This is a genomic window from Alcaligenes sp. Lyrl_28, from assembly GCF_051948705.1.
GTDB classification, from domain to species: Bacteria; Pseudomonadota; Gammaproteobacteria; order Burkholderiales; family Burkholderiaceae_B; genus Alcaligenes; species Alcaligenes ammonioxydans.
Genome location: NZ_JAYJLG010000001.1, coordinates 465720 through 489101 on the forward strand (window position 1 = coordinate 465720; position 23382 = coordinate 489101).

18 protein-coding genes and 1 pseudogene are annotated in these 23382 nt (G+C 57.4%); 3 read left to right on the plus strand and 16 right to left on the minus strand.

Annotated features, from left to right (window positions below; all coding sequences use genetic code 11):
- Window positions 1-26: 26 nt before the first annotated feature.
- From VF694_RS02095 to VF694_RS02135, 9 genes and pseudogenes are all read right to left on the minus strand, one after another.
- Window positions 27-515, minus strand: coding sequence for a hypothetical protein (locus tag VF694_RS02095; protein WP_131070670.1), 489 nt, complete (start codon window positions 513-515; stop codon window positions 27-29).
- A 1229-nt stretch (window positions 516-1744) separates the two neighbouring features.
- Window positions 1745-2587: a hypothetical protein gene (locus VF694_RS02100; protein ID WP_440163623.1), complete on the minus strand. Its 843-nt coding sequence runs from the start codon at window positions 2585-2587 to the stop codon at window positions 1745-1747.
- The gene (locus tag VF694_RS02105; RefSeq protein WP_440163814.1) at window positions 2584-2931 is read right to left on the minus strand and encodes a toxin co-regulated pilus biosynthesis Q family protein; all 348 of its coding nucleotides are present in this window, start codon (window positions 2929-2931) and stop codon (window positions 2584-2586) included. The genes VF694_RS02100 and VF694_RS02105 overlap by 4 nt, the downstream gene beginning before the upstream one ends.
- Before the next feature lie 480 nt (window positions 2932-3411).
- Window positions 3412-3714, minus strand: a pseudogene (locus tag VF694_RS02110) (TrbG/VirB9 family P-type conjugative transfer protein); the annotation flags it as partial.
- A 76-nt stretch (window positions 3715-3790) separates the two neighbouring features.
- Window positions 3791-5104, minus strand: a complete 1314-nt coding sequence (locus VF694_RS02115; RefSeq protein ID WP_003799285.1) for an extracellular solute-binding protein — start codon at window positions 5102-5104, stop codon at window positions 3791-3793.
- A gap of 7 nt (window positions 5105-5111) precedes the next feature.
- A complete protein-coding gene (locus tag VF694_RS02120; protein WP_003799284.1) occupies window positions 5112-6365 on the minus strand; it encodes a D-amino acid dehydrogenase in 1254 nt (417 codons plus the stop codon).
- A gap of 37 nt (window positions 6366-6402) precedes the next feature.
- Complete coding sequence (locus tag VF694_RS02125; protein ID WP_131070674.1) at window positions 6403-7437, minus strand: CDP-6-deoxy-delta-3,4-glucoseen reductase; 1035 nt, start codon at window positions 7435-7437, stop codon at window positions 6403-6405.
- A 61-nt stretch (window positions 7438-7498) separates the two neighbouring features.
- Complete coding sequence (gene parC, locus VF694_RS02130; protein ID WP_429642957.1) at window positions 7499-9808, minus strand: DNA topoisomerase IV subunit A; 2310 nt, start codon at window positions 9806-9808, stop codon at window positions 7499-7501.
- A 20-nt stretch (window positions 9809-9828) separates the two neighbouring features.
- Window positions 9829-11790: a DNA topoisomerase IV subunit B gene (locus VF694_RS02135; RefSeq protein ID WP_039942892.1), complete on the minus strand. Its 1962-nt coding sequence runs from the start codon at window positions 11788-11790 to the stop codon at window positions 9829-9831.
- 232 nt (window positions 11791-12022) lie between these two features.
- On the opposite strand from VF694_RS02135, the gene trxA reads away from it, so the two are divergent.
- The 3 genes from trxA to gdhA all read left to right on the plus strand — a co-directional run bounded on the left by trxA (window position 12023) and on the right by gdhA (window position 15157).
- Window positions 12023-12349 (plus strand): thioredoxin TrxA, encoded by a 327-nt coding sequence (trxA, locus tag VF694_RS02140; RefSeq protein ID WP_003799275.1) that lies wholly within the window; start codon window positions 12023-12025, stop codon window positions 12347-12349.
- Window positions 12350-12418: 69 nt separating this feature from the next.
- The gene (rho, locus tag VF694_RS02145) at window positions 12419-13675 is read left to right on the plus strand and encodes a transcription termination factor Rho (RefSeq protein WP_003799272.1); all 1257 of its coding nucleotides are present in this window, start codon (window positions 12419-12421) and stop codon (window positions 13673-13675) included.
- A 141-nt stretch (window positions 13676-13816) separates the two neighbouring features.
- Window positions 13817-15157: an NADP-specific glutamate dehydrogenase gene (gene gdhA / locus VF694_RS02150; protein WP_003799268.1), complete on the plus strand. Its 1341-nt coding sequence runs from the start codon at window positions 13817-13819 to the stop codon at window positions 15155-15157.
- A gap of 189 nt (window positions 15158-15346) precedes the next feature.
- Here the strand turns inward: gdhA and VF694_RS02155 are convergent, their stop codons facing one another.
- From VF694_RS02155 to VF694_RS02185, 7 genes are all read right to left on the minus strand, one after another.
- A complete protein-coding gene (locus tag VF694_RS02155; RefSeq protein ID WP_440163627.1) occupies window positions 15347-15961 on the minus strand; it encodes a flavin reductase family protein in 615 nt (204 codons plus the stop codon).
- A 13-nt stretch (window positions 15962-15974) separates the two neighbouring features.
- Window positions 15975-16580 (minus strand): aromatic-ring-hydroxylating dioxygenase subunit beta, encoded by a 606-nt coding sequence (locus tag VF694_RS02160; protein ID WP_131070677.1) that lies wholly within the window; start codon window positions 16578-16580, stop codon window positions 15975-15977.
- Window positions 16577-17890 (minus strand): aromatic ring-hydroxylating dioxygenase subunit alpha, encoded by a 1314-nt coding sequence (locus VF694_RS02165; protein ID WP_003799263.1) that lies wholly within the window; start codon window positions 17888-17890, stop codon window positions 16577-16579. The genes VF694_RS02160 and VF694_RS02165 overlap by 4 nt, the downstream gene beginning before the upstream one ends.
- 32 nt (window positions 17891-17922) lie before the next feature.
- Window positions 17923-19809 (minus strand): dipeptide ABC transporter ATP-binding protein, encoded by a 1887-nt coding sequence (locus VF694_RS02170; protein ID WP_440163629.1) that lies wholly within the window; start codon window positions 19807-19809, stop codon window positions 17923-17925.
- Window positions 19809-20693 (minus strand): ABC transporter permease, encoded by an 885-nt coding sequence (locus VF694_RS02175; protein ID WP_003799258.1) that lies wholly within the window; start codon window positions 20691-20693, stop codon window positions 19809-19811. The genes VF694_RS02170 and VF694_RS02175 overlap by 1 nt, the downstream gene beginning before the upstream one ends.
- Window positions 20690-21703: an ABC transporter permease gene (locus tag VF694_RS02180; RefSeq protein ID WP_059318839.1), complete on the minus strand. Its 1014-nt coding sequence runs from the start codon at window positions 21701-21703 to the stop codon at window positions 20690-20692. The genes VF694_RS02175 and VF694_RS02180 overlap by 4 nt, the downstream gene beginning before the upstream one ends.
- Window positions 21704-21786: 83 nt before the next feature.
- Complete coding sequence (locus tag VF694_RS02185) at window positions 21787-23310, minus strand: ABC transporter substrate-binding protein (RefSeq protein ID WP_003799254.1); 1524 nt, start codon at window positions 23308-23310, stop codon at window positions 21787-21789.
- Window positions 23311-23382: the final 72 nt, after the last annotated feature.

A 23382-nucleotide genomic window follows, 5' to 3' on the forward strand; every position in this document is an offset into this window, starting at 1 on the left:
CCTGGTAGCGAAGACTGCTGCGGGCTTTACCCACTCCCTGCCGCCAGACATAGCTTGCCAGATCGGAATGACTGCATCGCCTGCCGGGGCTGACTGTGTGTATTGGCTTGCGCATTGCGATAATTTCCAGCTTGATGCCGTAAGGGAGCGTGGCCTGCCCCCCGTGCCTGAGTTTGCTCCTGTGCTTGGGTTTGACCGTGCTCCCGAACCTGGGTTTGGCTCTGGTCTACCGCGTGTGGCTGGGTGTGAGCGTTTGATGGAGTCTGGCCTTGTACCCGGCTTTGGGCCTGTGCTGGAGGAGGGACAGGGGCTGGCGTTGAGGTTGGAGACAAACTCTGTCCTGCTTCAGGCTCGAATTCAAGCTCGATACAACGACTGTCCAGTGACAACAAGCGGATTTGCCGATCACGCTCTCGTCCCACGGGCCATACCTGCCCCTGCTGAAACAACAGCACACGCTGACCGATCTGCACCTCGGCCAGCAAGCGCGTATCGCGACCGTAGATCGCTTTCAAACTTGCCCAGGACTCAGGCCTGAATGATTGAGGCGCGCTTTCTGCGACCCTGGAAGGGCGAGCATGGCCCACTTTCTTTTCTGTTTCCTGTCGCAGACAGGCCCACACACTGTGACACTCCCAGGCATCGAACGACGCACGACGGTCTATGTGCCGCAATTGCCAGCCTCGCCCTTGGTGAGACGTGTCCCTTATCGACAAATTCGCTGCAGACCGCTCCTCGGGTTGGGCCGCCTGCTGAAGAAGGGCGAAGGCACGGCCCGCATCCTGCCCTGAAGTGAGTTCCAAACCTGCAGTCGCACTTTGCCGGGAGGGAGCCCGTAAGGCTGAAGTGGGAGCTGGCAAAGGAGCTGAAACCGTGAGCAAGCCAGGGGAGGTAACGGAAGCCAAGACCCCAGTCGAGGCAGCGGCCGGGTCCGGCTCCTGATCTGACTCTACACTGGAGCTTGAGTCTGAACCTGAGTTTAAATTTGGATTTGGATCATCGTCTAAGTCTGGGCCAGAAGCGGACACCAGGCTCTTGGCTGGGTCAAGACGAGGGGTGAACTGAAGGTGGAGACTTGGCTCAATGCTTATCTTAAAACCCGGGCTGTCAGGGGACCCTCCTCTGCTGTTCTGGTCCCGTAAACCCACCGACAGCACGCTAGCCACTCCCATCATCAAGAACAGAGACAGCGTGAACAGGCGGATAAACGTTTTTTTTGTATCTCCGATCCTGGTGATAGATTGACGCAGCATGCGTGTATGGGTACGACTGCCCTGCTCCAGGCATATCCATACATCATCAGGTTGCCGCAATTCACGCAGCCTGGGATACCGTGTCCGCATCGCTTGCCGCAAGGCATGCACTTGCCCGAGCTGAGACAGCACGCAGTCACTGCCCTCCACCACCTTACCTTGTTCCAGCACCAGGAACCACAGCAGTCCAGGGGCTACGGCCCATAACAGGAGCACCGTTTCCTGAGGGTGATGAACCGCCAGGCAGGCGGCCGCAGAGTGGGCCTGGATGCCTCTCAATCCCGAGCGCGTCGGCCCCGTCCGCGCCAGGCGGAGTACCGAGCCACGACGCCGGTGACGCAGTTGTTTGCCCCACACCCAGCCCAGTGCGGGCCGTTCCGCTCCCATACGACATATCCATCGAGAGCGACCCGGCGGGCCACCAAACGGCCTCTGCTCAGTCTCAGTCCATTGCAAGCCAAACCAGTATTCGCGCGGCAAGGTGGCGGAGATCATCGCCCCCCCTTGAGCTGTGTTTTACCGGGCAACATTCCATCCCGGTGCCATAACTCGGGCTGTTGCTTCAGGGCCAAGCCCAAGGCACTCAGACGGGCCGGCGTGTCTGTCACCAGCAAGGCATGAGGAGGATGCCCCAGAACTCTGACCTTTCCGGCCCGGGACAAGAACATTTCCGTCATGTCCTGCAGATACGCGGCAGCCGAACGGCCTCTTCCCTCATCCTGACCTCGGTCAAGCACCGTATCACCCAAGCCGCCCCTATCAGCGGCTTGAGCGGAACGGACATGCTGCTCTGTGGCGGCGACAGGCAGATCAAAACGACGGGTTTCTATACGATACAGTTCGATGCGACCGGCATGGAGCCGCCAGCTCAGACTGTAGACTGCGGCGATTTGATCCAGTAAATCAGACAAGCGCAATTGCTCAAAGACCAAACCCCCACGCGGCGCTGGCTCAAGAGCTTCCTCGTTCACGTTCAGGCGCGGTAAAAAGTGTGCCAGGGGCAAACGGGCTTCAGGACTGATCGTGACCGATAGATCAGACAGGGCTGAAAGGCGGCGGGCTAGCTCATCCAGGCTGGGTAAAGGTTCCTCCAAAGAAAAGCTGAAAGTCTGTCCGGGACGCAGGACAGCCGGCATAACAGGCTTTTTTCTCAAGGGAACTGCGTCTCCCAACAGCCAAGGTTTGTCGACAGACTGTGTGACACTTTCCGACCGTTGCTCTGCTGAACCCAGCACAAACGCCTCATCAAACCAGGCCTGCTCAGCCTGGCGTCCGCCTGTTTGCAAGACGCAGCCTGCCATGAGCAACACCAGTGGCAAAACGACGGACTTCATGATTGCCCCTCCCCCCGTCGCTGAGGTTCGCAGGTTTGGGGCCAGCTCAGCACCCGCAAGACCCGATTGGAGTAAAAGCAGGCCTGTAAAGGATGCGCATTCAGCTTAGCCGCATCCAGCAACTGAGCCACCGCCGTCTCAAAACCTCCTTCAAATCGGGCGGCCGTCTTGATAGGAAAATCCACCTCCAAGGCCCAATGCTCAGGCGTAAACCCCCATTTGGCCTGCCTGGCCCAACGAATCAGCGCTTGTCGTAGCGTTTTATCGTTCAGGCGCAGCTCAAAAACAGACTGTGTTTTTTCCTCCCATGGCCCCTCCACAGCCTGCTGGTTCTGTCCTTTCACGCGAGGAGTCGCTGCCTGCCCCTCCCCCTCTATCCGCGCCCACTTTCCCCCATCAAGATCAGAGGGCGGGGTTGCCGGGGATGTTTTCCCCCCTGCAGCAGATGCTGCTACAAGACTGTCTGCCGGGCGCTCTGGCGGCATTGGGCGCTTCAGTGGAGCCTCTGGCAGCATCTCCAGGCGCGCAGATGACTCAGATCGCAAGGACGTCCCAGACCTGCTCTCGGACTGAGTACGTCCATCCGTGACGGAAGGAGCCGCTACTCCCAGAGACGTATCACCAGACAGGCCGGGCTTCCCCAGGGCAGCGTTCTGCCGTGACTGCCTGTCCGAAGGGGCCGGCGACGACAAAGCAGCAGCCCCATCATGCTGACGATGCGAGGCGTCGTCTGTTGTCTGCGACGGTCTCAGACTTGCCCTGGCTTGCGCCCGCCCAGCGCGAAACACCAGTTCCGTCCACAATGCATCAATGACGTGAAATTGACCGGACACGTTCAATGTCAGCAAAGTCTCCTGACCGTCATGCCATCCAAACACAGCAGGCAATCTCTGGCCCGGCGCAAAATGCAGCCAGATACGCGTGCCATTATCAAAAACCTGCATGGGGCCGGCTTGCGGGTCGCCTGACAAACGCCAGTCGAAATTGAACACACGCGTAGCCGGGTCGGCCAAGCGGCCATCGCTCCCCCGTCCAGTCTGACAGGCAGACATCCCAAGGCAACATAGCAACAACACGATAAAACGGGCAAAGACGCGCATCACAGACATCCATAGAAAAAACCCCATGTCCCGTCAGGGGCATGGGGTTTATCTTCGGTGATGCTCGCTCAAGCCGCCAGATCGGCTTGTACGGACAGATAAATCAGCGTCCTTTCTGAGCCACCAGACGGTTGGCTTCGGTAGCAGCCGTACGCAAGGCCGTCAAGGCCGGCTGATGACCATCCAGCGCGCTATCCAGACTTTGATTGAACACGGCGCGGATCTGGCGGTAATTACGGAAATTGCCTTTGGCCGTACCCGAGGTGCCGCTGCTGTACGCGCCAACCAGGTGCATCCAGTCGCCCTTGTCCTTGTAGTAGTCACTGCCCGTCGCGTTAAACGCTTCGCGGCTCACAGGCAGAAAGCCTGTGTTCTGATACCAGCGTGCCGCATTCTCGGGCTGAGCCAGCCAGTTGATGAAACGGGCCGAGGCCTGATTCTGTTCAGCATTATGACCTTTAACAGCCCACAAGGCCGAGCCCGTTACGAAGGGTTTACCGGGCGTTTGAGTCACTTCGGGGTAGTACGGCAAACCCGTCACGGCATATTTTAATCCGCGAGTATTGCTGTATTCGCCAATATGACCAGAGTTGGACAGCATGACTGCACATTCGCCTTTTGCAAAACGCTGGGGCGACTCTGGCAGGGTGCCCGGCTTAACCAGCAATTCGGACTTGACCCAGCTGATCATCATGGACAGGTGACGGATATACATCAGATCAAAATCAAAGCCGACCTTGCCTTTGACTTTGGGGCCGGGAGCCAGACCGTAGATCTGATTGTTGACCGCAGCCAGATTCTCAAGATTGATAGACACCGACTGATCCGAGGTCAGCGGGCAACGGCGCGAACCATTATTGGCCAACTGCACCAACTGGCCTTGCAAGTCCAGCCAGACCCGGCTGGGAACCGCGGGCTCGACCTTGGCCTTATCAAAGGCATTGATGTTGTAGTACATGACGGGGATTTCGGCCATGTAAGGGAACCCCTGCAATTGACCACGGCCATTGCGCACAAATGAGTTCGAGGCCAGGAACCAGGACACGTTGTCCATCTTTTCCCGTGCCAGCAAGGTGTGCATGGGCAGGATGTAGGGGCGATCGGCCACCTCATCCAGACCGGACATCTCGCCAAGCTGCACCAGATTGGGCAGATCCTTGCCAGCGCTCATGAGCTGCTCGAGCGCCGCTTCGGTTTCATGCGCCTTGACCGTCACTTTGACGTCTTTCTGGCTGCGATTGAAATCCCGAACCAAACTTTCAAACTCGCCCTGATTGTGCGCGTTCAAAGCGGTCCAGACCTGAATGTCAACGGCTGCCAGGGCATTGGACCCAAACAGCAAAGCGGCTGAGCCACCCGCTGCCATCGCCAAAGCCATAACACCACGTTTCAACAGTAATCCGCGTAGATTTTTCATACATCCTTCATGATAAAAAAGGAAATTCAGGTTCGGGTTTGTGCCCCATGATAAGGTCAGCCAGGGCTCGACCAGAGCCTATGCCCATCGTCCATCCCAAGGTGCCATGCCCCGTATTCAGGTACAGGTTGGGGATGGAGGAGCGGCCTATCAGCGGAACATTTGAGGCTGTGGCAGGACGCAGTCCTGACCAGAAAGAAACATTATCAAAATCCAATGCACTTGGGAACAGATCAGCCACGTGCATTAACAAAGCCTGACAACGTGCCGGGTTCAAGCTGCGCGAATAGCCCGACAGCTCGGCGGTTCCGGCAACTCGCAGGCGGTCACCCAAACGGGAAAATACCAGCTTGTTGTCCTTATCGGTCAGGCTCACGGTGGGCGCTCCCTGCGGAACCAGCACCGGAAAGGTGGCCGAATAGCCTTTGGCCGGGTAGACGGGGCAGGCAATGCCCAAGGGCTGCAAGACCGATGGACTGAAACTGCCCATGGCCACCACAAAGGCATCGGCCTGGATAGACTCATAGCCGCCATCCGTCCCGATGACCTCCACCCCAAGCACTCGCCCTTTGGCGGTCAACAAACGGGTGATCTGGGTGGAAAAGCGAAATTCCACCCCGGCGCGCCCGGCCATGGCGGCCAAACCGCAGGCAAACTGGTTGGCATCGCCGGACTCATCGTCCTTGGTGTAGTCGCCCCCCACAATCTGACCACGGGCCGATGCCAGAGCGGGCTCAAGCTGCACCAGCTCGTCCACGCTCATGATACGGCGATCTACGCCCATATCGCGCATGACATCGGCCATTTGCTGGGAATCGTCCAGACTTTGGGCATCCCGGTAAAACGTGATGATGCCTTTTTCCTGATGGCGATAATCAAAATCCAGATCAGGGCGCAACTGCTTGAGCGTGCTGCGGCTATATTCTGCCATGGCCACCAAGGCGCGCACATTGGGCGCAACCCGTCCGGGCAAGCACTCGCGCAAGAAAGACAGGCACCAGCGCCATTGGCGCAGGTCCAAACGCGGACGGAATAGCAAAGGTGCATCATCCTGCAGCAACCATTTCAGCAGTTTGAGCGGCATTTTCGGGTTGGCCCATGGCTCGGCGTACGAGACCGAGATTTGCCCGCCATTGGCTCGCGAGGTTTCCTGTGCAGGGCCCGTTCCCCGGTCCACAACCACCACCTCGCAACCGTGCTGGCTGAGCCACCAGGCAGTTGATACCCCAATAATGCCGCTGCCCAGAACTGCTACTTTCATGTGTACTGTCCGCTTGTTGAGCTAGTGTTCAAGACGCTTACTTGACGTCTGCCAAGGATGTAAAGGCATCTGCAAAATAATTATCCGGATTCAGGCGAGCCTGCTCCACGAAGTCCTTGCGGGCCGCTTCAACCATGCCCGGCGCGCCACAGGCGTACACCTGCCAGGCCGACAGATCCGGCAAATCAGCCAATACCGCCTGATGCACAAAGCCCGTGCGGCCTGTCCAGCCATCTTCTGGCTGGGCGTCGGAGATCACCGGAATGAAACGCAAATTGGGCAATTCGCTGGCCCATTTCTCGGCCAATTCGGACTGGTACAGATCCTTGGGCCGACGACCGCCCCAATACAGAGCCACCTCACGCTGGCTCCCGGTTTGAATCAGGCGTTCGATCAACGCCTTGATAGGAGCAAAACCCGTGCCGCTGGCCAGGAAAACCATCGGTGCTGCACTGTCTTCTCGTAGGAAGAAAGAACCCAAAGGTGCTTCCACACGCAGAATCTCGCGCTCTTTCATGGCGGTGGCGCCGGCACCAAAGACGTGATCGGTAAACACGCCACCGGGCATGTGACGGATATGCAGTTCGACCTGATTATCTTCCCGAGGCGGCGTCGCCATCGAGTAACTGCGACGGCTGCCGTCTTTCAGAATGAACTCCAGATACTGGCCCGGATAGTAGCGAAATGGTTCGGAGGACGGCATTTGCAGACGGACGATCATGACATCATCCCGCACTTTTTCCAGGCCCACTACGCGCGAGGGCATCTTCCGGATCTGGATATCGCTCGCCATGCGAATCTCATGAGACTCGATCAACAGGTCACTGCTGGGCTTGGCCTGACAAAACAGAGTATAGCCAGCAGCAAGATCCTCCTGGCTGAGCAATTGCTCGGGCGCCCGACCGGCATCGTACTGCCCGTCAATAACCTTGCCGCGGCAAGATGAACATGTGCCGTTGCGGCAGCTATAGGGCAGGACAATCCCTGCATTCAGCGCGCCATCCAGCACCGACTGGCCAGGCTGTACATCAAAACTGTGCCCGCTGGGCTGAACCGTGACTTTGAAACTCATATCCAACACTCTACAAAGAAATCCATCAGGCGGAGGACCAACCTCCGGCGGCAATATACACTCAGGCCAGGTCGGGCCGATGCAGCACGGGCTCGTTCAATTTGAGCGACAGGGTCTTGCCCTTGCCGGCGCGCTTGCCCAGATACATGGCCAGCATATCCAGGTCCATCACAATGGTGGACGCACGCTTGCGATGCACTCCACTGACCGCCAGACCGGTTTCCCCAAAGGCTACCCATTGACTCAGCGTGTCTCCCTCGTTCAGCTTGATCAGCACCGTGCCACGCCCCCCCTTGGACAGGACTTTCAGCTCCTTGATGTCCACGACCAGGAAACGTCCCTGTTCGCTAAGCAGCCCCACATAGAGATCGTCGGGGCGCAAGGCCAGGGGTTTGAGCAGTTTTTTACCCTCTTCAAGCGTAACAAACTGCTTGCCCGCCCGCTGTCGGGTGTTCATATCGCCCTGTGAGGCAACAAAGCCGTAGCCATCGCAGGCTGCCAGCACATAGTTCTGCTCCGGCGCGGCCCCCAAAATGTGCTCGATCGGCGCACTGGGGCTCACATCAATCATGGAGGTAATGGGCTGCCCATCGCCTCGAGCCGAAGGCAGGCTGGAAACGGGCACAGTATAGACCCGTCCATCCGTGCCGATGGCAACCAGATCCGTGGTGCTGCGGCATTCCAGTGCATCGCGCAAGCCATCGCCGGTCTTGAAACTGAACTGCGTGGCATCATGGCCGTGTCCCTGACGCGAACGCAACCACCCTTTGCGCGACACGATGACCGTCACCGGTTCATCAACCACTTTGGTCTCAAGCACGGCGCGCTCGGCCGCTTCAATCAAGGTACGACGATCATCGCCGTAGGTTTTGACGTCCGCCTCGATTTCACGAATCATCAAGCGCTTCAAGGCCTTGGGATCATCCAGAAGCTTTTGCAAGGACTGCTGTTCATCCAGACGCTCTTGCAACTCTTTTTCGATCTTGAAGCCTTCCAGACGCGCCAGCTGACGCAAGCGCATTTCCAGAATGTCGTCCGCCTGACGCTCGCTCAGATCAAAGCGCTCCATCAGCGCAACGCGTGGTTCATCAGACTCACGAATGGTTTGAATGACCTCATCGACATTCAGATAGACCACCATGCGCCCTTGCAGGACATGAATCCGGTCAGTGACTTTGTCCAGACGGTAGCGGGTACGACGCTCCATCGTATGACGACGAAACTCCAGCCAGTTAAGCAGGATCTGACGCAAAGAGCGCTGGCCGGGGCGGCCATCCGTATCAATGCAGACCAGATTGATGGAGACGTTGCGCTCCAGGCTGGTTTGCGCCAGCAAGGTGGTCACGAACTCGTCCCGGTCAATGGTGCGGGATTTGGGCTCGAACACAAGACGCACCGCCGCCTGCTTGCCCGACTCGTCGCGCACGGCATCGAGCATGTTCAGCATCAAGGCCTTGGTTTGCTGCTGCTCGGTACTCAGCGATTTCTTGCCGGCCTTGACCTTGGGGTTGGTGCGCTCCTCAATCTCCTCGAGAATCTGCTGAGAAGAGCTGCCGGGTGGCAATTCCGTGACAACCAGCTGCCATTGCCCCCGAGCCAGTTCCTCAAACACCCAGCGGGCTCGGGCCTTGATCGAGCCACGACCTTGTGCATACACCGCGGCAATATCAGCAGCGGCAGAAATGATCTGACCACCACCGGCAAAGTCCGGGCCGGGGACGATCTCGTGGATTTCCTGATCGCTCAAATTCGGATTGCGCAACAGGCTGACGCAGGCTTGCGCAACTTCACGCAGATTGTGAGACGGAATCTCCGTAGCCATCCCCACGGCAATGCCCGATGCACCGTTAAGCAGCATGATGGGCAAGCGTGCCGGCAAGGTCACCGGCTCTTTCTGACTGCCGTCATAGTTGGGAATGAAGTCCACCGTCCCTTCGTCCAGCTCATCCAGCAGCAGACGGGAAAACGGGGTCAAGCGTGCTTCCGTATAACGCATGGCCGCAGCATTGTCACCGTCGCGCGAGCCAAAGTTGCCTTGCCCATCCACCAGGGGATAACGCAGCACAAAATCCTGCGCCATACGCACCATGGCGTCATAGGCGGCCTGGTCACCGTGCGGGTGATACTTACCCAGCACATCCCCCACCACACGGGCCGATTTCACGGGCTTGGCCGTTGGGCCCAGGCCCATGGCATCCATCGCGTACAGAATGCGGCGTTGTACCGGCTTCTGGCCATCGGTCAGGTCGGGCAACGCACGTCCGCGTACCACTGAAACGGCGTAATCCAGGTAAGCCTGTTCCGCGTAAGTTGCCAGCGTGATGCCATCGTCCGATCCCGCCGGTTCAAAATCCAATTGATTGCTGTCCATAAATAACTCTTAAGTCGGGCTCAGACGTCCAGATCGGCCAAATTGCCTTTTTCTTCCAACCAGGCACGGCGGGCAGAGGCCTCGCCCTTGCCCATCAGCATGGTGAACATGGCTTGCGTGCCGCTCAAGCCGTCTTCTCCCCAATGCACGGGCAACAAACGACGGGTATCGGGATTCATGGTGGTATCCCACAATTGCTCCGCGCTCATTTCACCCAGCCCTTTAAAGCGGCTGATGCTCCAGGACTCGTTACGTATGCCCTCGTTACGCAGCTTTTCCAAAACCGCATCCAGCTCGCCCTGATCCAGACAGTAAATCTTGCGGGCCGCACGCTTGCCGGCGGCAGGCACGTCGACGCGGAACAGGGGCGGACGCGCCACATAAACGTGACCAGCCTCGATCAGCTTGGGGAAGTGGCGAAAGAACAAAGTCAGCAAGAGCACCTGAATGTGCGAGCCGTCCACGTCCGCATCAGACAGAATGCAGATGCGACCATAGCGCAAACCGGACAAATCCGGCTCGGACTGGGCATCGTGCGGGTCCACGCCGATGGCCACGGAAATATCGTGAATTTCCTGATTGGCAAACAGCCGGTCCCGGTCCACTTCCCAGGCATTGAGCACTTTGCCGCGCAGCGGCAAAATGGCTTGAAACTCCTTGTCGCGGCCCATTTTGGCGGAACCGCCGGCCGAATCACCCTCGACCAGAAACAGCTCCGAATTGTCCAGATCGTGGGACTCGCAATCCGTCAGCTTGCCCGGCAAGACCGCCACGCCCGAACTTTTGCGTTTTTCCACTTTCTGAGCCGAGCGGGTACGGGCCTGGGCCTGACGCACCGCCACTTCAGCCAATTTGCGACCCTGGTCCACATTCGCATGCAAATGCAGTTCCAGTGCGTTGCGCACATAACCACTGACCAGACGCACGGCGTCACGACTATTGAGCTTTTCCTTGATTTGCCCCTGAAATTGCGGGTCCAGCACCTTGGCCGAGAGCACAAAGCTGGCCCGGGCAAACACGTCCTCGGCCTGCAGCTTGACGCCCTTGGGAATCAGACTGTGCAGTTCGGCAAAACTACGCACCGCCTGGTAGAGGCCATCACGCAAGCCCGATTCGTGCGTGCCTCCCGCCGGGGTGGGGATCAGATTGACATAAGACTCACGCACAATCTGGGACTCCAGCGTCCAGGCCACCACCCAGTGGGCTCCTTCACCCGGGGAGAAATTATCGTCATCCTGCGGCGCATACTGGCGGCCCTCGAACAAGGGCACCAACAGCTCCACGCCCTGCATTTCTTCCTGAAGATAGCCGCGCAATCCGTCCTCATAGCGCCACTGCTGACGCTGGCCGGTCTTTTGCTGCACCAGCTCTACCGTCACCCCCTCCAGCAACACTGCTTTACTGTGCAGGATATGAGTCAGCTGGGCCAGGGGTATCTGAGCGGAGTCGAAGTATTTGGGATCGGGCCAGACGCGCACCCGGGTTCCGGTCTTGCGCTTGCCCACCGTCCCCGTCTGGGTCAGGGGCTGCTGCAACTCGCCATCGGCAAACACAATCTCATTGGCTTGACCATCCCGCCAGACGAGCACCTCCAGACGGCGCGACAAGGCGTTGGTCACCGATACGCCCACCCCATGCAACCCCCCGGAGAACGCGTAGGCGCCCCCGTTCAGCTTGTCGAACTTGCCCCCCGCATGCAGCCGGGTAAACACCAGCTCCACCACCGGCGCGTTCTCTTCAGGATGTAGACCAACGGGAATCCCCCGCCCGTCATCCTCGACCTGTATGCCGCCATCCTCCAGCAAGGTAACCGTCAAGGTGCGTGCAAAACCGGCCAGCGCTTCATCGGCCGCGTTATCGATGACCTCCTGCACAATGTGCAGGGGATTGTCCGTGCGGGTATACATGGCCGGGCGCTGGCGGACCGGTTCCAGCCCTTTGAGCACCCGTATAGAAGATTCGTCGTAACGTGTAGTAGACAACTTGATTCCCGGTAGATCGTACAGAAAAACGCTATTTTACGAGTGCTTAGGCGCCAATGGGCAAACGCTTTATTGACGCGCACTGCGCGGTGAATGCACATTATCAGGCAGACGCAGTGGTATCCTGTCAAAAATTGGCAACAAGACCGTGGCAAATGGCCGTAGAATACATTGTGCTCAGGTCACGCCACCCGTATAGTTTTTCGTTATCTCTCTTTTTTTGTATCTAGCCATGAGCGACTCCATCAAACATATTACGGACGCCTCTTTTGAGTCTGACGTCCTCAAAGCCGACCTTCCCGTTCTGGTCGATTACTGGGCTGCATGGTGCGGTCCTTGTAAAATGATTGCTCCTTTGCTCGATGAGGCGGCCGAACTGTACAAAGGTCGTGTTATCATCGCTAAGCTCAACGTCGATGAAAATCCCGACACCCCCGCTCAATACGGTGTTCGCGGTATTCCAACGCTCATGCTGTTTAAAGACGGCAAAGTGGCCGAGACAAAAGTCGGCGCACTTTCCAAGTCCCAACTTAGCGCGTTTCTCGACAGCTCCCTGTAATCTCTGATTAACCGCACGCAGGCCCTATGCTGGCCTGCGGTCTGCTGCTGAAAGCCCTTCCCCACACCCATGCACCTGAACGAATTAAAAGCTCTGCACGTCTCGCAGCTGCTAGAAATGGCTGCCACTCTGGAAATCGACAACGCGAACCGCTTGCGCAAGCAAGAGCTGATGTTTGCCATCATGAAAAAGCACGCCAAAAAAGGCGAGCAGATTTTCGGTGACGGGGTGCTTGAAGTCCTGCCTGATGGTTTCGGTTTCCTGCGTTCGCCCGAGACCTCTTATCTGGCCAGCACAGACGATATCTACATTTCTCCCTCGCAGATTCGCCGTTTCAATCTGCACACGGGTGACTCCATCGAAGGCGAAGTGCGTACCCCCAAAGATGGCGAGCGCTACTTTGCCCTGGTCAAGGTGGACAAAGTCAACGGCATGCAGCCCGAGGCCATCAAACACCGCATCATGTTTGAAAACCTGACGCCGCTGCATCCGGACCAGCCCATGCGGCTGGAGCGCGACATCAAAAGCGAGGAAAACATCACAGGTCGTATCCTGGATATCTTCTCGCCTATCGGCAAAGGCCAGCGCGCCCTGATCGTGGCCAGTCCCAAGTCGGGTAAAACCGTGATGATGCAGCACATCGCTCATGCCATCACCACCAATTACCCCGAGGCCACCATGATTGTCCTGCTGGTGGACGAGCGCCCGGAAGAAGTGACCGAAATGCAGCGCACCGTGCGCGGCGAAGTCGTGGCCTCGACCTTTGATGAGCCGGCCACGCGTCACGTGCAAGTGGCCGAGATGGTCATTGAAAAGGCCAAGCGCCTGGTTGAATTGAAAAAAGACGTGGTGATCCTGCTCGATTCCATTACCCGTCTGGCGCGCGCCTACAACACCGTGGTTCCTGCTTCCGGCAAGGTATTGACCGGTGGTGTGGACGCCAATGCCCTGCAGCGCCCCAAACGCTTTTTTGGCGCTGCCCGTAATCTGGAAGAAGGTGGCTCCCTGACCATTATCGGTACTGCCCTGATCGAGACCGGCAGCCGTATGGACGAAGTCATCTATGAAGAATTTAAAGGTACCGGCAACTCCGAAATCCATCTGGAGCGCCGTCTGGCCGAGAAACGCATTTACCCTGCCATCAACCTGAACAAATCAGGCACACGTCGTGAAGAATTGCTGATCAAGCCCGACCTTCTACAAAAGGTCTGGGTTCTGCGCAAATTCATCCATGGGATGGATGAAATTGAAGCCATGGAGTTTATCCTGGACAAAATCCGGGCTACCAAGACCAACTCCGAATTCTTCGACATGATGAAGAAGTAAATCGAACATCCTGCGCAAGCCTCTCTATACGAGAGGCTTGCTTGCGATGGGCGTATGATCGGGTGCATTCCCGTGCATCCATTCTTTCAATCTGCTGAGTTCCACTCGAAATCTCAGTATTGCAAACAGAGTTCGCTTGCAATGAAATCTATCTCTCTAGAACAGTTCCTAGCCAGAGTACAGTCCCGCGACCCGCATCAGCCTGAATTCATGCAGGCCGTACGGGAAGTGATGACCAGCTTGTGGCCCTTCATCGAGAAAAACCCCCAGTACGCCGATCATGGTCTGCTCGAGCGTCTGGTCGAACCCGAGCGCGCTATCCAGTTCCGTATTTCCTGGGTAGATGATCGTGGCCAGGTTCAGGTCAATCGCGGTTTCCGTATTCAGCACAACAATGCCATCGGTCCTTTCAAGGGCGGCATGCGCTTTCACCCTTCGGTGAACTTGTCCATTCTGAAGTTCCTGGCTTTTGAACAAACATTCAAAAACGCGTTGACCACCTTGCCCATGGGCGGCGGCAAAGGCGGCTCGGACTTCGACCCCAAGGGCAAATCAGACGGCGAAGTGATGCGCTTTTGCCAGGCCCTGATCGTTGAGTTGTACCGTCACCTGGGTCCGGACACCGACGTTCCAGCCGGTGATATCGGTGTAGGCGCGCGTGAAGTGGGTTTTATGGCCGGCATGATGAAAAAACTGTCCAACAGCGCGGCCAGTGTGTTCACCGGCAAGGATTTGTGCTTTGGCGGCAGCTTGATTCGTCCCGAGGCTACCGGTTATGGCACCGTCTACTTCGCACAGGAAATGTTGGCTCGCAAAGGCTTGTCCTTTGACGGCATGACCGTGTCAGTGTCCGGTTCGGGCAATGTGGCTCAGTACGCCATTGAAAAATGTCTGGATCTGGGCGCGAAAGTGGTTACCGTTTCCGACTCGCAAGGCTGCGTGGTGGACATGGACGGCTTTACCCGCGAAAAACTGGCTGCCCTGATGCACGTCAAGAACGTTCAGCGTGGTCGTCTGGTGGATTACGCCAAAGAACATGGCCTGCTTTTTGAAGAAGGCAAACGCCCCTGGCATGTGCCGGTCGACATCGCCCTGCCTTGCGCGACTCAAAACGAGCTCGACGGCAAAGATGCTGAAATCCTGATCAAAAATGGTGTGCGTTGCGTGGCAGAAGGTGCCAATATGCCCAGCACGCTGGATGCGGTCGATGCCTTTATTCACGCCAAGATTCTGTACGCTCCCGGCAAAGCCAGCAATGCCGGCGGGGTTGCCGTCTCTGGTCTGGAAATGAGTCAAAACGCCCAGCGCCTGAACTGGACACGTGAACAAGTTGACGCAAAGCTGCACTCCATCATGCGTGACATCCACGAAAATTGTGTGAACTATGGTCAAGAAAATGACTTCATCAACTACGTTAACGGCGCCAATATTGCCGGCTTTGTCAAAGTCGCCAGTGCCATGCGTCATCAAGGCGTTTATTAAGTTTTGCGCCTTGCTCAGTAGTCAAAAAAACCGCCCACAAGGCGGTTTTTTTTATGGCTATCCCAAAGGGGTAGGGTCCGTCGCACATTTGGTAAAGGCCTCAGCCCCGCAACGTACGCTGCTGTGGACCGGCTCTGGTTGTCCACCAAAAACGAACCGCAGAAGGCTCACAACGGCCCATCATTGAAGTCAAGGCTGAAAAATCCCTCCCCGCTCGCAATAATACGGCCCAGCCCACCGAGCCAAAGGCCGATACACCTCCAGATCCACTTTCCCCTTTTCGTCCATCAAGGATGAATCCACATGGAAAGCCAGCACTTCCAGAATATGCAGTTGGTTCACACCTCGCCCCAAATCCACCACCTGATCCAGCTTGCACTCCATCTGCACGGCTGCCCCATCCAGACGGGGCACACGCACATGCTGGCTGGGCACGAGATTCATGCCCAACTCCTTTACCTCGCTCTGACCGGGGGGCAAGGCTGCCGCACTGGCATGAACCGCAGCCAGATCAGACTGGCGGCATAACTGCACCACACATTCCTTATTCGCCTGCAAATTACGGGCCGTATCTTTCAGGCTGCCGTCCTCATTGCGGTTGATATTGATCGCCAGCATCGGCGGGCTGTGCGCCACGTAGTTAAAGGAGCTGAAGGGGGCCAGATTCACACTGCCCGACTCCTCCAAGCTACAAACCCAGGCAATCGGGCGCGGCACGATCAGGGACGTCAGCAGGCGGTAAGCCATGCTGTCGTCCATGTCCTCACAAGACAGGCTGCGATAGCGGGGTGTCGTGTCAGTCATGTGCATAGGCCGCCTAAATGAAGAGCTGAATGGTGGGCAAATAACCATCCACACTCAACAAGTCCACTCGCTTCTCCACGATCTCCCAGTCCTGATCAACAGCGCGCAAACGGTAGGAGGCAGTAGCCGGCAGAATCTCGGTTTTTTGCTTCTGATACTCCGAATAAATCAGATTGGTGCGCACGCAATAGCAGCCATCCTCGTCAGGATGTTCAGATTGAACACGCGGGTTTTGAATCACGCGCAGACCACGCACGCCGGGCTGCAAGGAAAAGGCACGATGATGCGACAGGCGGTCGATACGCAAGCGCATCAACATGCGGTTTTCCAAAGCAATGCACATGCGTCCGTCGGGGCTTTCCTGGCCGGATTCACCCGGAATCCAGTACAAGCCATCTTGCGCAAACAGCTCGTACCATTCATCAAAACGTCCTTCATCCAGCAAGGCGTTCTCTTGCCATACGAAGTTCTGCAGGCTTTGTTGCAGGTTCGTCGTTTGGTCCAGACGCCGACCTTGCTCCTGGCTTTGCTGCGGATGCACTTGTTGCTGTTGCTGACCTTGCTGGGCAGCCTGCACTTGACCAATCCGTGGGCCCTGCTCATGCGCTATCCCCATCATTCCTGCTCCTGCTGCTTCATGCCTTGTTTCCAGGCACGGTATTGGTTACGTATGACCCATTCGTTATTGGCATCGTCGAAACTGCCCTTGTCCTGCTCGCGTTCCTGCGCATCGTATTGACGCAGCAGATTCACCCACGGATTGCCTTGGGCTTTCAGGCTGGCTTGCTGGCTCTCGAACAAATGCACATCATCGTGCGCCACCACACTCATGGGCGAATAGACCAGACGGCTATAGCTCAGACCACGATCCAGCATTTCACGCGGTGCCCCTTTGGGTTGAAACACCCACACTTCCAGCAAGGTCCGGTCCACTGCCAAAGGCCGCAGCACACGGATGATCTGCGGCGACCCCTTGGCCGCCATGCTGGGATAAAACACCACATTCTGCGGATTGAAGCCCAGCACCCGACCTGCTTTTTCCTCGCCCCAGGCCTTTTTCATCATGGCCTCATAGCCCGGAATGCCCGAGTAATCGGTATGAATGCTGAACTTGGTGCCCAGAATGCTGTGCCCATTCGGATACGTTTCCACACCCATACGGGAATAGAAGTCATAGCCCGAGCCAAAGGGCAGCAATTGCTCCAGCGCGGTAGGGTCTTCCTCCTTGAAGACTTCACCCACCTTGGCTGCCGAGCTGGAGGCGGACTCATGGGTAGAGATGGGATGCACCGTGTCGTTGATGTTCTCCATGTACATCTTCCAGTTGCAGTTGATGACGGTTCGAATCGAACCGCCCGCCACCTGCAACTCCCCTTCCGGAGAACGATCCGCCATATTGTCCAAGGCCTGCAGCACATCACCGAAATACTCTTGCAGGCTGAACCCTTCCTTGCTGAGACGGGCAAACACAAAGCCGCGATAGCTTTCCACCGCCCCCGGCGTGGACAGGCCGCCAGCGGCCGGACACTGTGAAAACTCCGTGTTTTCATAGGCATTTTTCAGCGGTACGGCCAGCAACGAGCCATCCAGCTTATAGGTCCAGGCGTGATAGGGACAACGCAGCATCTTGCCCACATTACCGCTGGATTCGCTGACCAGTCTGGCGCCTTTGTGGGCGCAACGATTCATCACCACCCGCACCGAGCCATCGCTATGACGCAGCATGATGACAGGGCTTTGCGCCAGGGTCACCGAAACATAGTCGCCCGTCTTGGGCACCTGACTTTCATGGCCCACATAGAGCCAGGCACGGCTGAACAGCCGTTCCATTTCAAGTTGAAAAACGTCCTCGTCCAGATAGGCATCCCGATGGACTTGATGATCCTGGGTCAGGCCCGACAAGGCGGCCTCGTTATTGGCATAACTCATAGTGCTTCCTGTAAATACGAGTAAAACGGGATTCAGACCGCCATGGCGGGTACGAGAGCGGGCGCGATCTCACCAGGCATCTGGCGCGGGCCGACCAGGGGCGCGGGCCAGATCTGGCTGGAGTCGTCTGGCGGCACGCTGCCCAGTAAAACGCGGGTATAGGGGTGCTGCGGATCAGCAAATACCTCTGCGGTATTGCCCTGCTCCACCACTTCGCCGTTTTTCATTACCAGCACCCGTGTACACAGATAGCGAATCACGGACAGATCGTGAGAAATGAACACCACCGCCACGCCCAGTTCTTTATTCAGACGCAACAGAAGATTCAGAATCAAAGCCTGCACCGATACATCGAGTCCCGACACAATCTCATCGGCCACCAGCAAACGCGGCTGCACACACAAGGCGCGGGCGATGTTCACCCGTTGCTTTTGTCCGCCGGACAGCTCCGCGGGGAAACGCAGACCGGCATCCTGGGCAAGGCCGACCTGCTTCATCAACTCGTCCGCTTTCAGGCGGCGCTGCTCCGGTGTCATGCCCGGCTGCAACTCCAGAACCTGCGTAACCAGCTGCTGAACGCTGCGACGTGGATTGAGAGCCGAATCAGGGTCCTGAAACACCATCTGAATCGTCTGCGACAAGGACGCGCCCTGGCCTTTGGCAAACTGCTCCCGGGACTGGCCCTGCACCAGCACTTGCCCACCGCTGGGCTGCAGCAAACCCACCATCAAACGGGCGACGGTACTCTTGCCACTGCCACTTTCGCCCACCACACCGACCATCTCGCCGGGACGTACGCTCAAGGACAGGGGCCGCAAGGCATACATCAGGCTGCGGCGACCATTGCGCGTCACTCGGTAGCTGCGCTCCACATTCTGAAACTCCACCAATGGGGCCAACTCTTCAGACGGCGCTTGCGGCAAGACATGCAACTGGGCTTGCGCCGCCACATCACCCGTCATGCAGGGACCGGCACAACTTACCCAGTGGCCTGGCTTGACCGCTGCCAACGCGGGCGCACGTTGTTCACAGCTTGCATTTCGAGTAGGACAACGCCGCGCAAAACGACAGCCGGGCAAATCCCGCATGTCTTTCAAACCCGGCATGATGTCAGCCAAAGAAGGCAAGGCATACAAGAGGCCATTCAAGGCCGGCGTCGCATTTTTCAAGGCCCAGGAATACGGATGCAAGGGCATGTCCAGAACATCGGCGGCAGGACCTTGCTCAACCACATCTCCGGCGTACAACACGGCGACCTCGTCACAGACATGGGCGGCCATGCGCAAGTCATGCGTAATCAAAATTACGGCAGTTTGGTGACGCTGCTGAACCTCACGCAAAATCCGGATAATTTGCGCTTGGGTAATCACATCCAGGGCTGTAGTCGGTTCGTCGGCCACAATCAGTTCGGGGTCGCCGGAAAAGGCCATGGCAATCAAGATACGCTGACACTGCCCTCCTGAAAGCTCATGGGCATAGCGTCCCAGCATGGACGGCGGATCAGGCAGCCCCACTTCATGCAGACGCTCCAGGCAGTATTGTTCACGCGATGCACGAGGAATACCCAGTCGAGCCAGGTGCTCGAACATTTGCTGACGTATGGTCAGCACCGGATTTAACGAGGACAAGGGTTCCTGCGGGACAAAGGCCACTTTGCGACCCAGCAGGCGGCGCATTTGTGCGCCCGTCACCACCGAGCCCTGAAAACAGACCTGCCCCGAGGACAAACGCAGATTGCTGGGCAACATGCCCGAGATCACCCGCCCTATCATGCTCTTGCCTGCACCAGACTCTCCGACCAGCCCCAAGGTGCGACCTGCCTGCACCGCAAACGACACCTTGCGCAACAGCTCTACCGACTGCCCCTGTACCGGCACCGAGACACTGACTTGCTTGAATTCAATCACCGGCACGCTCATCAGTGTGCTCCCCGTTGCTTGAGCCGAGGATCGAGCGTGGTACGCAAGCCATCACTCAGCAAATTAAAACCCAGCACTGCAAACACAATGCCGATCACAGGCGCCATCAGTCCCCAGCCCGCCTGATAAATCTGGTCACGGCCATCGGCCAGCATCACTCCCCAGGCCACCACATCCGAAGGAACAGAGAGCCCGACAAAGCTCAGAATAGCTTCGACCACAATGGCCACCCCCATCTGCAGACTGAACAGGGTCACGATCAAGGGCGCCACGCTGGGCAGCACTTCGCGCAGCATGATACGCAGGTGCGAAAAACCCAGCAGATGTGCCGCATACACATAGTCACGCTGGCGCACCACCAGAACCTCGGCCCGGACCACGCGATAAAAACGGGTCCAGTCCACCAGCACCACAGCCAGAATCACATTGAACAAACCGGTTCCCAGACCGACCATCAGCATCATGGAAAACACCACGGGCGGAAAAGCCATCCACAACACGACCAGGGAACTGACACCCCGATCGAACCAGCCGCCCAGGTAGCCGGCCAAGATCGCCAGCACCGTACCCAGAATCATCGTGCCAGCTGCTGCCGTCACGGCAACCTGAAAGGCCACGCGACTGCCATAAATCAGCCGGGACAAAATGCAACGCCCCAGGCCATCCGTGCCCAAGGGGTACTGAGCCAACCCGCCTTCCTGCCAGGCCGGGGGCAAGAGTGTGGCCAGCAGATCCTGGGCATTGGGATCATTAGGCGCCAACAGAGGGGCAAACAAGGCCACCAGCGAGAAGATCAGAACCAGGACGCCGCCAATCAGCACCTTGGGATGGGCCAGCACCGGCCGCAGCCGCGCCTGCCAGAAAGAAGGTGAATGCGTGCTCATGCAGACCTCAAACGTGGATTCATAACGCTGTACAAACCATCGACACAGAAGTTGACGACCAGCACCATCAGACAGAACACCAGGGCCACCCCCTGAATCAGGGGAAGGTCATGGTTCTTGATGGCTTGCACCATCAGATTGCCGATGCCGGGGAAAGAGAAAATGACTTCGATCAGCAAGGTGCCGCCAAACAGAAAACCAAACTGCACCCCAATCAAGGTCAAAGTGGGCAGCGCCGCATTCTTGAGCATATGCCCCAGCAATACCCGCCACTCCGGTACACCGCGCAAACGCGCAACGTTCACGTACTGGCTGGTAGCCGTCTCGATCAGGCTGGAGCGCAGCACGCGAATCACAATGGGGCTAAATGCCAGCGCCAACGCCAAGGCCGGCAAGAGCAGATGGGAAAAGGCATCCCACCAGGCTTGCCATTGCCCCCGCAACAGCAGATCAAGCAAAAGAAAACCCGTGCCGCCGTCCACCACGGGCGTGCCTTCCATGCGCCCCATAAAAGGCAGCACCGGAAACAGCACGCCAAACACCACGATCAAAATGATGCCCCACAGAAAAGAGGGGACGGACAAGAGCAAGACCAGCACAAAATCGGCCACGAACTCGATCTTCTTCTTATCCAGCAGATACAACACAATGCCGCCGGGAATCGAGATCAACAAGGCCATCAGCAAGCTGACACCGACCAGCTCCAAAGTGGGTGGCAAAGCCTGGGCCAGCAAGCCAGTCACAGGCTGATGAAAGAAGATGGAGTTACCCAGATTGCCGCGAAACACACCGCTCAACCAAACCTGGTACTGGTGCAAGGCCGAGCCATCCATGCCCAGCTCGACACGCAGCGCCTGCGCATCGGCCTCGGTCGCCGAAGGCGGCAGCATCATGCCCAGCGAATCTGCTGGAATGACGCGCAGCATGAAGAACACAATCATGGACAGCACAAACGCCGTCACCAGCACGAAGACGAGCTTGCGCGCCATCAGGAAGCAAACGTTTTTCATGAAAAGAACCGCAGGAGAAAATACGTCCGGGGGGAGCCCGGTAGGTCACCCCACCGCCTGAGGCTGCGGGGTGCATGAACGGTTTACTGCCAGGAATACTCTTGCGGCAGAATGTAGCCGGTCTGATAGGTATTGAGCTTCAGGCCCTTCTTGTAGGCAATGGTGGAAATGGACTGCAGGACCGGTAGGCTCCATGCTTGTTGGGCCGCTTCGCGGTTCAAGGCCTGATAGCCCGCTACGCGTTTTTCCTCGTCCATCTGGCGATTCAGCTCATCAAGCGTGCCTGCCAGACGCTCCTCCTTCCAGGTGGAAAACCGCAGACGCGGGTCCAGAATACGGCCGGTAAAAATTTCCGGATCACCGGTGGCATTGGCCCAGCTATAGAGCATCACCCCCGTCAATTTGGACGAATGGCTCAGCTCCAGATACTTGGCCACGGTAATTTCCTCCACGGTGGTCTGCACGCCAATCTGGCTCCACATCTGCGCCACCGCACGGGCAAGGTCATAATCCGAGGGGAAGGTGTTATTGGTGGAATACAAGGTAATGGTCAACGGGTTTTGCGTGCTGTAGCCCGCTTTGGCCAGTTCCTCAACCGCCGCTTTCTTGTCGAAAGGAATGTTCAGATCAGGTACATCTCCGGGCGAGCCCTTGGTGGCCAGAACCGACAAGGGCTGGGCGACATTTTTGTAGAAGGCACGGGACAGGCCGGCCTTGTCGATTGCCATGTTCATGGCACGACGCACATGCACATCCTTGAAGCTGTCTACATAGCTGGGCATTTGCAAAATGTAGATCTCGCTATAGGGGTAGACCTTGGCTTCCAGCTTGGGATTCTTTTCCAGACGGCTGATTTCGCGCACCGGAATCTGAACCGAGACATCTGCCCGACCCGACTCAACCGCTGCGACGCGCGCTGAAGAGTCCGGCACAATTTCAAACACGACCTGCTTCAAGTCGGGCGCGCCTTGCCAGTAGTCCTCAAAGGCTTCCAGCGTGATGCGGGAACCCCGCTGATAATCGCTCAGCTTGTACGGGCCTGCGCCAATCGGACGCTTCAGGAATTGCTCCTCCCCGACCTTTTCGAAATAGGCTTTGGGCAGGATATAGGCCGACAAAAAGGCCAAACCTTTGGGAGCCGTTGGGGTGGGCGAGCTGAAATGGATAATCGCTTCCAGCGGGCCGGTCACCTCCACCGACTTCAAGGTGGGCAGCATGCCATTCAGTGCCAGGGTTTTCTTGTTGATCGCACGATCAAAGGTGAACTTCAAATCTTCGGCCGTCATGTCGCTGCCGTCATGGAATTTCACCTTGTCGCGCAGCTTCACCTTCAAGGCCTTGCCTTGCTCATCCACCCATTCCCAGGACTCAATCAGGCGTGGTGCCACCTGCAAATCGTCACCCACAAACAGGGGGGAGTCAAACACGGCCTTGTAAATCGACTGACCAGCAGGAAAAGTGACCGAAGTCGGATCCCAGGAGGGAATATCCACGGGGAACGCAATTTTCAACTCGCTTCCCGCTGCCTGGCTGGCCGCTCCCCACCCCATCATCAAGGCCGCTCCCAAGGCCAGGCCCATCACGCTTTTTCGCAACGCTTTCACCATTTGTCCCCTTTTGTTATGACTTCATTCCAGCGTCAATCCGCCTCGCAAAAAGTATATAGTTTATTCTTAAAT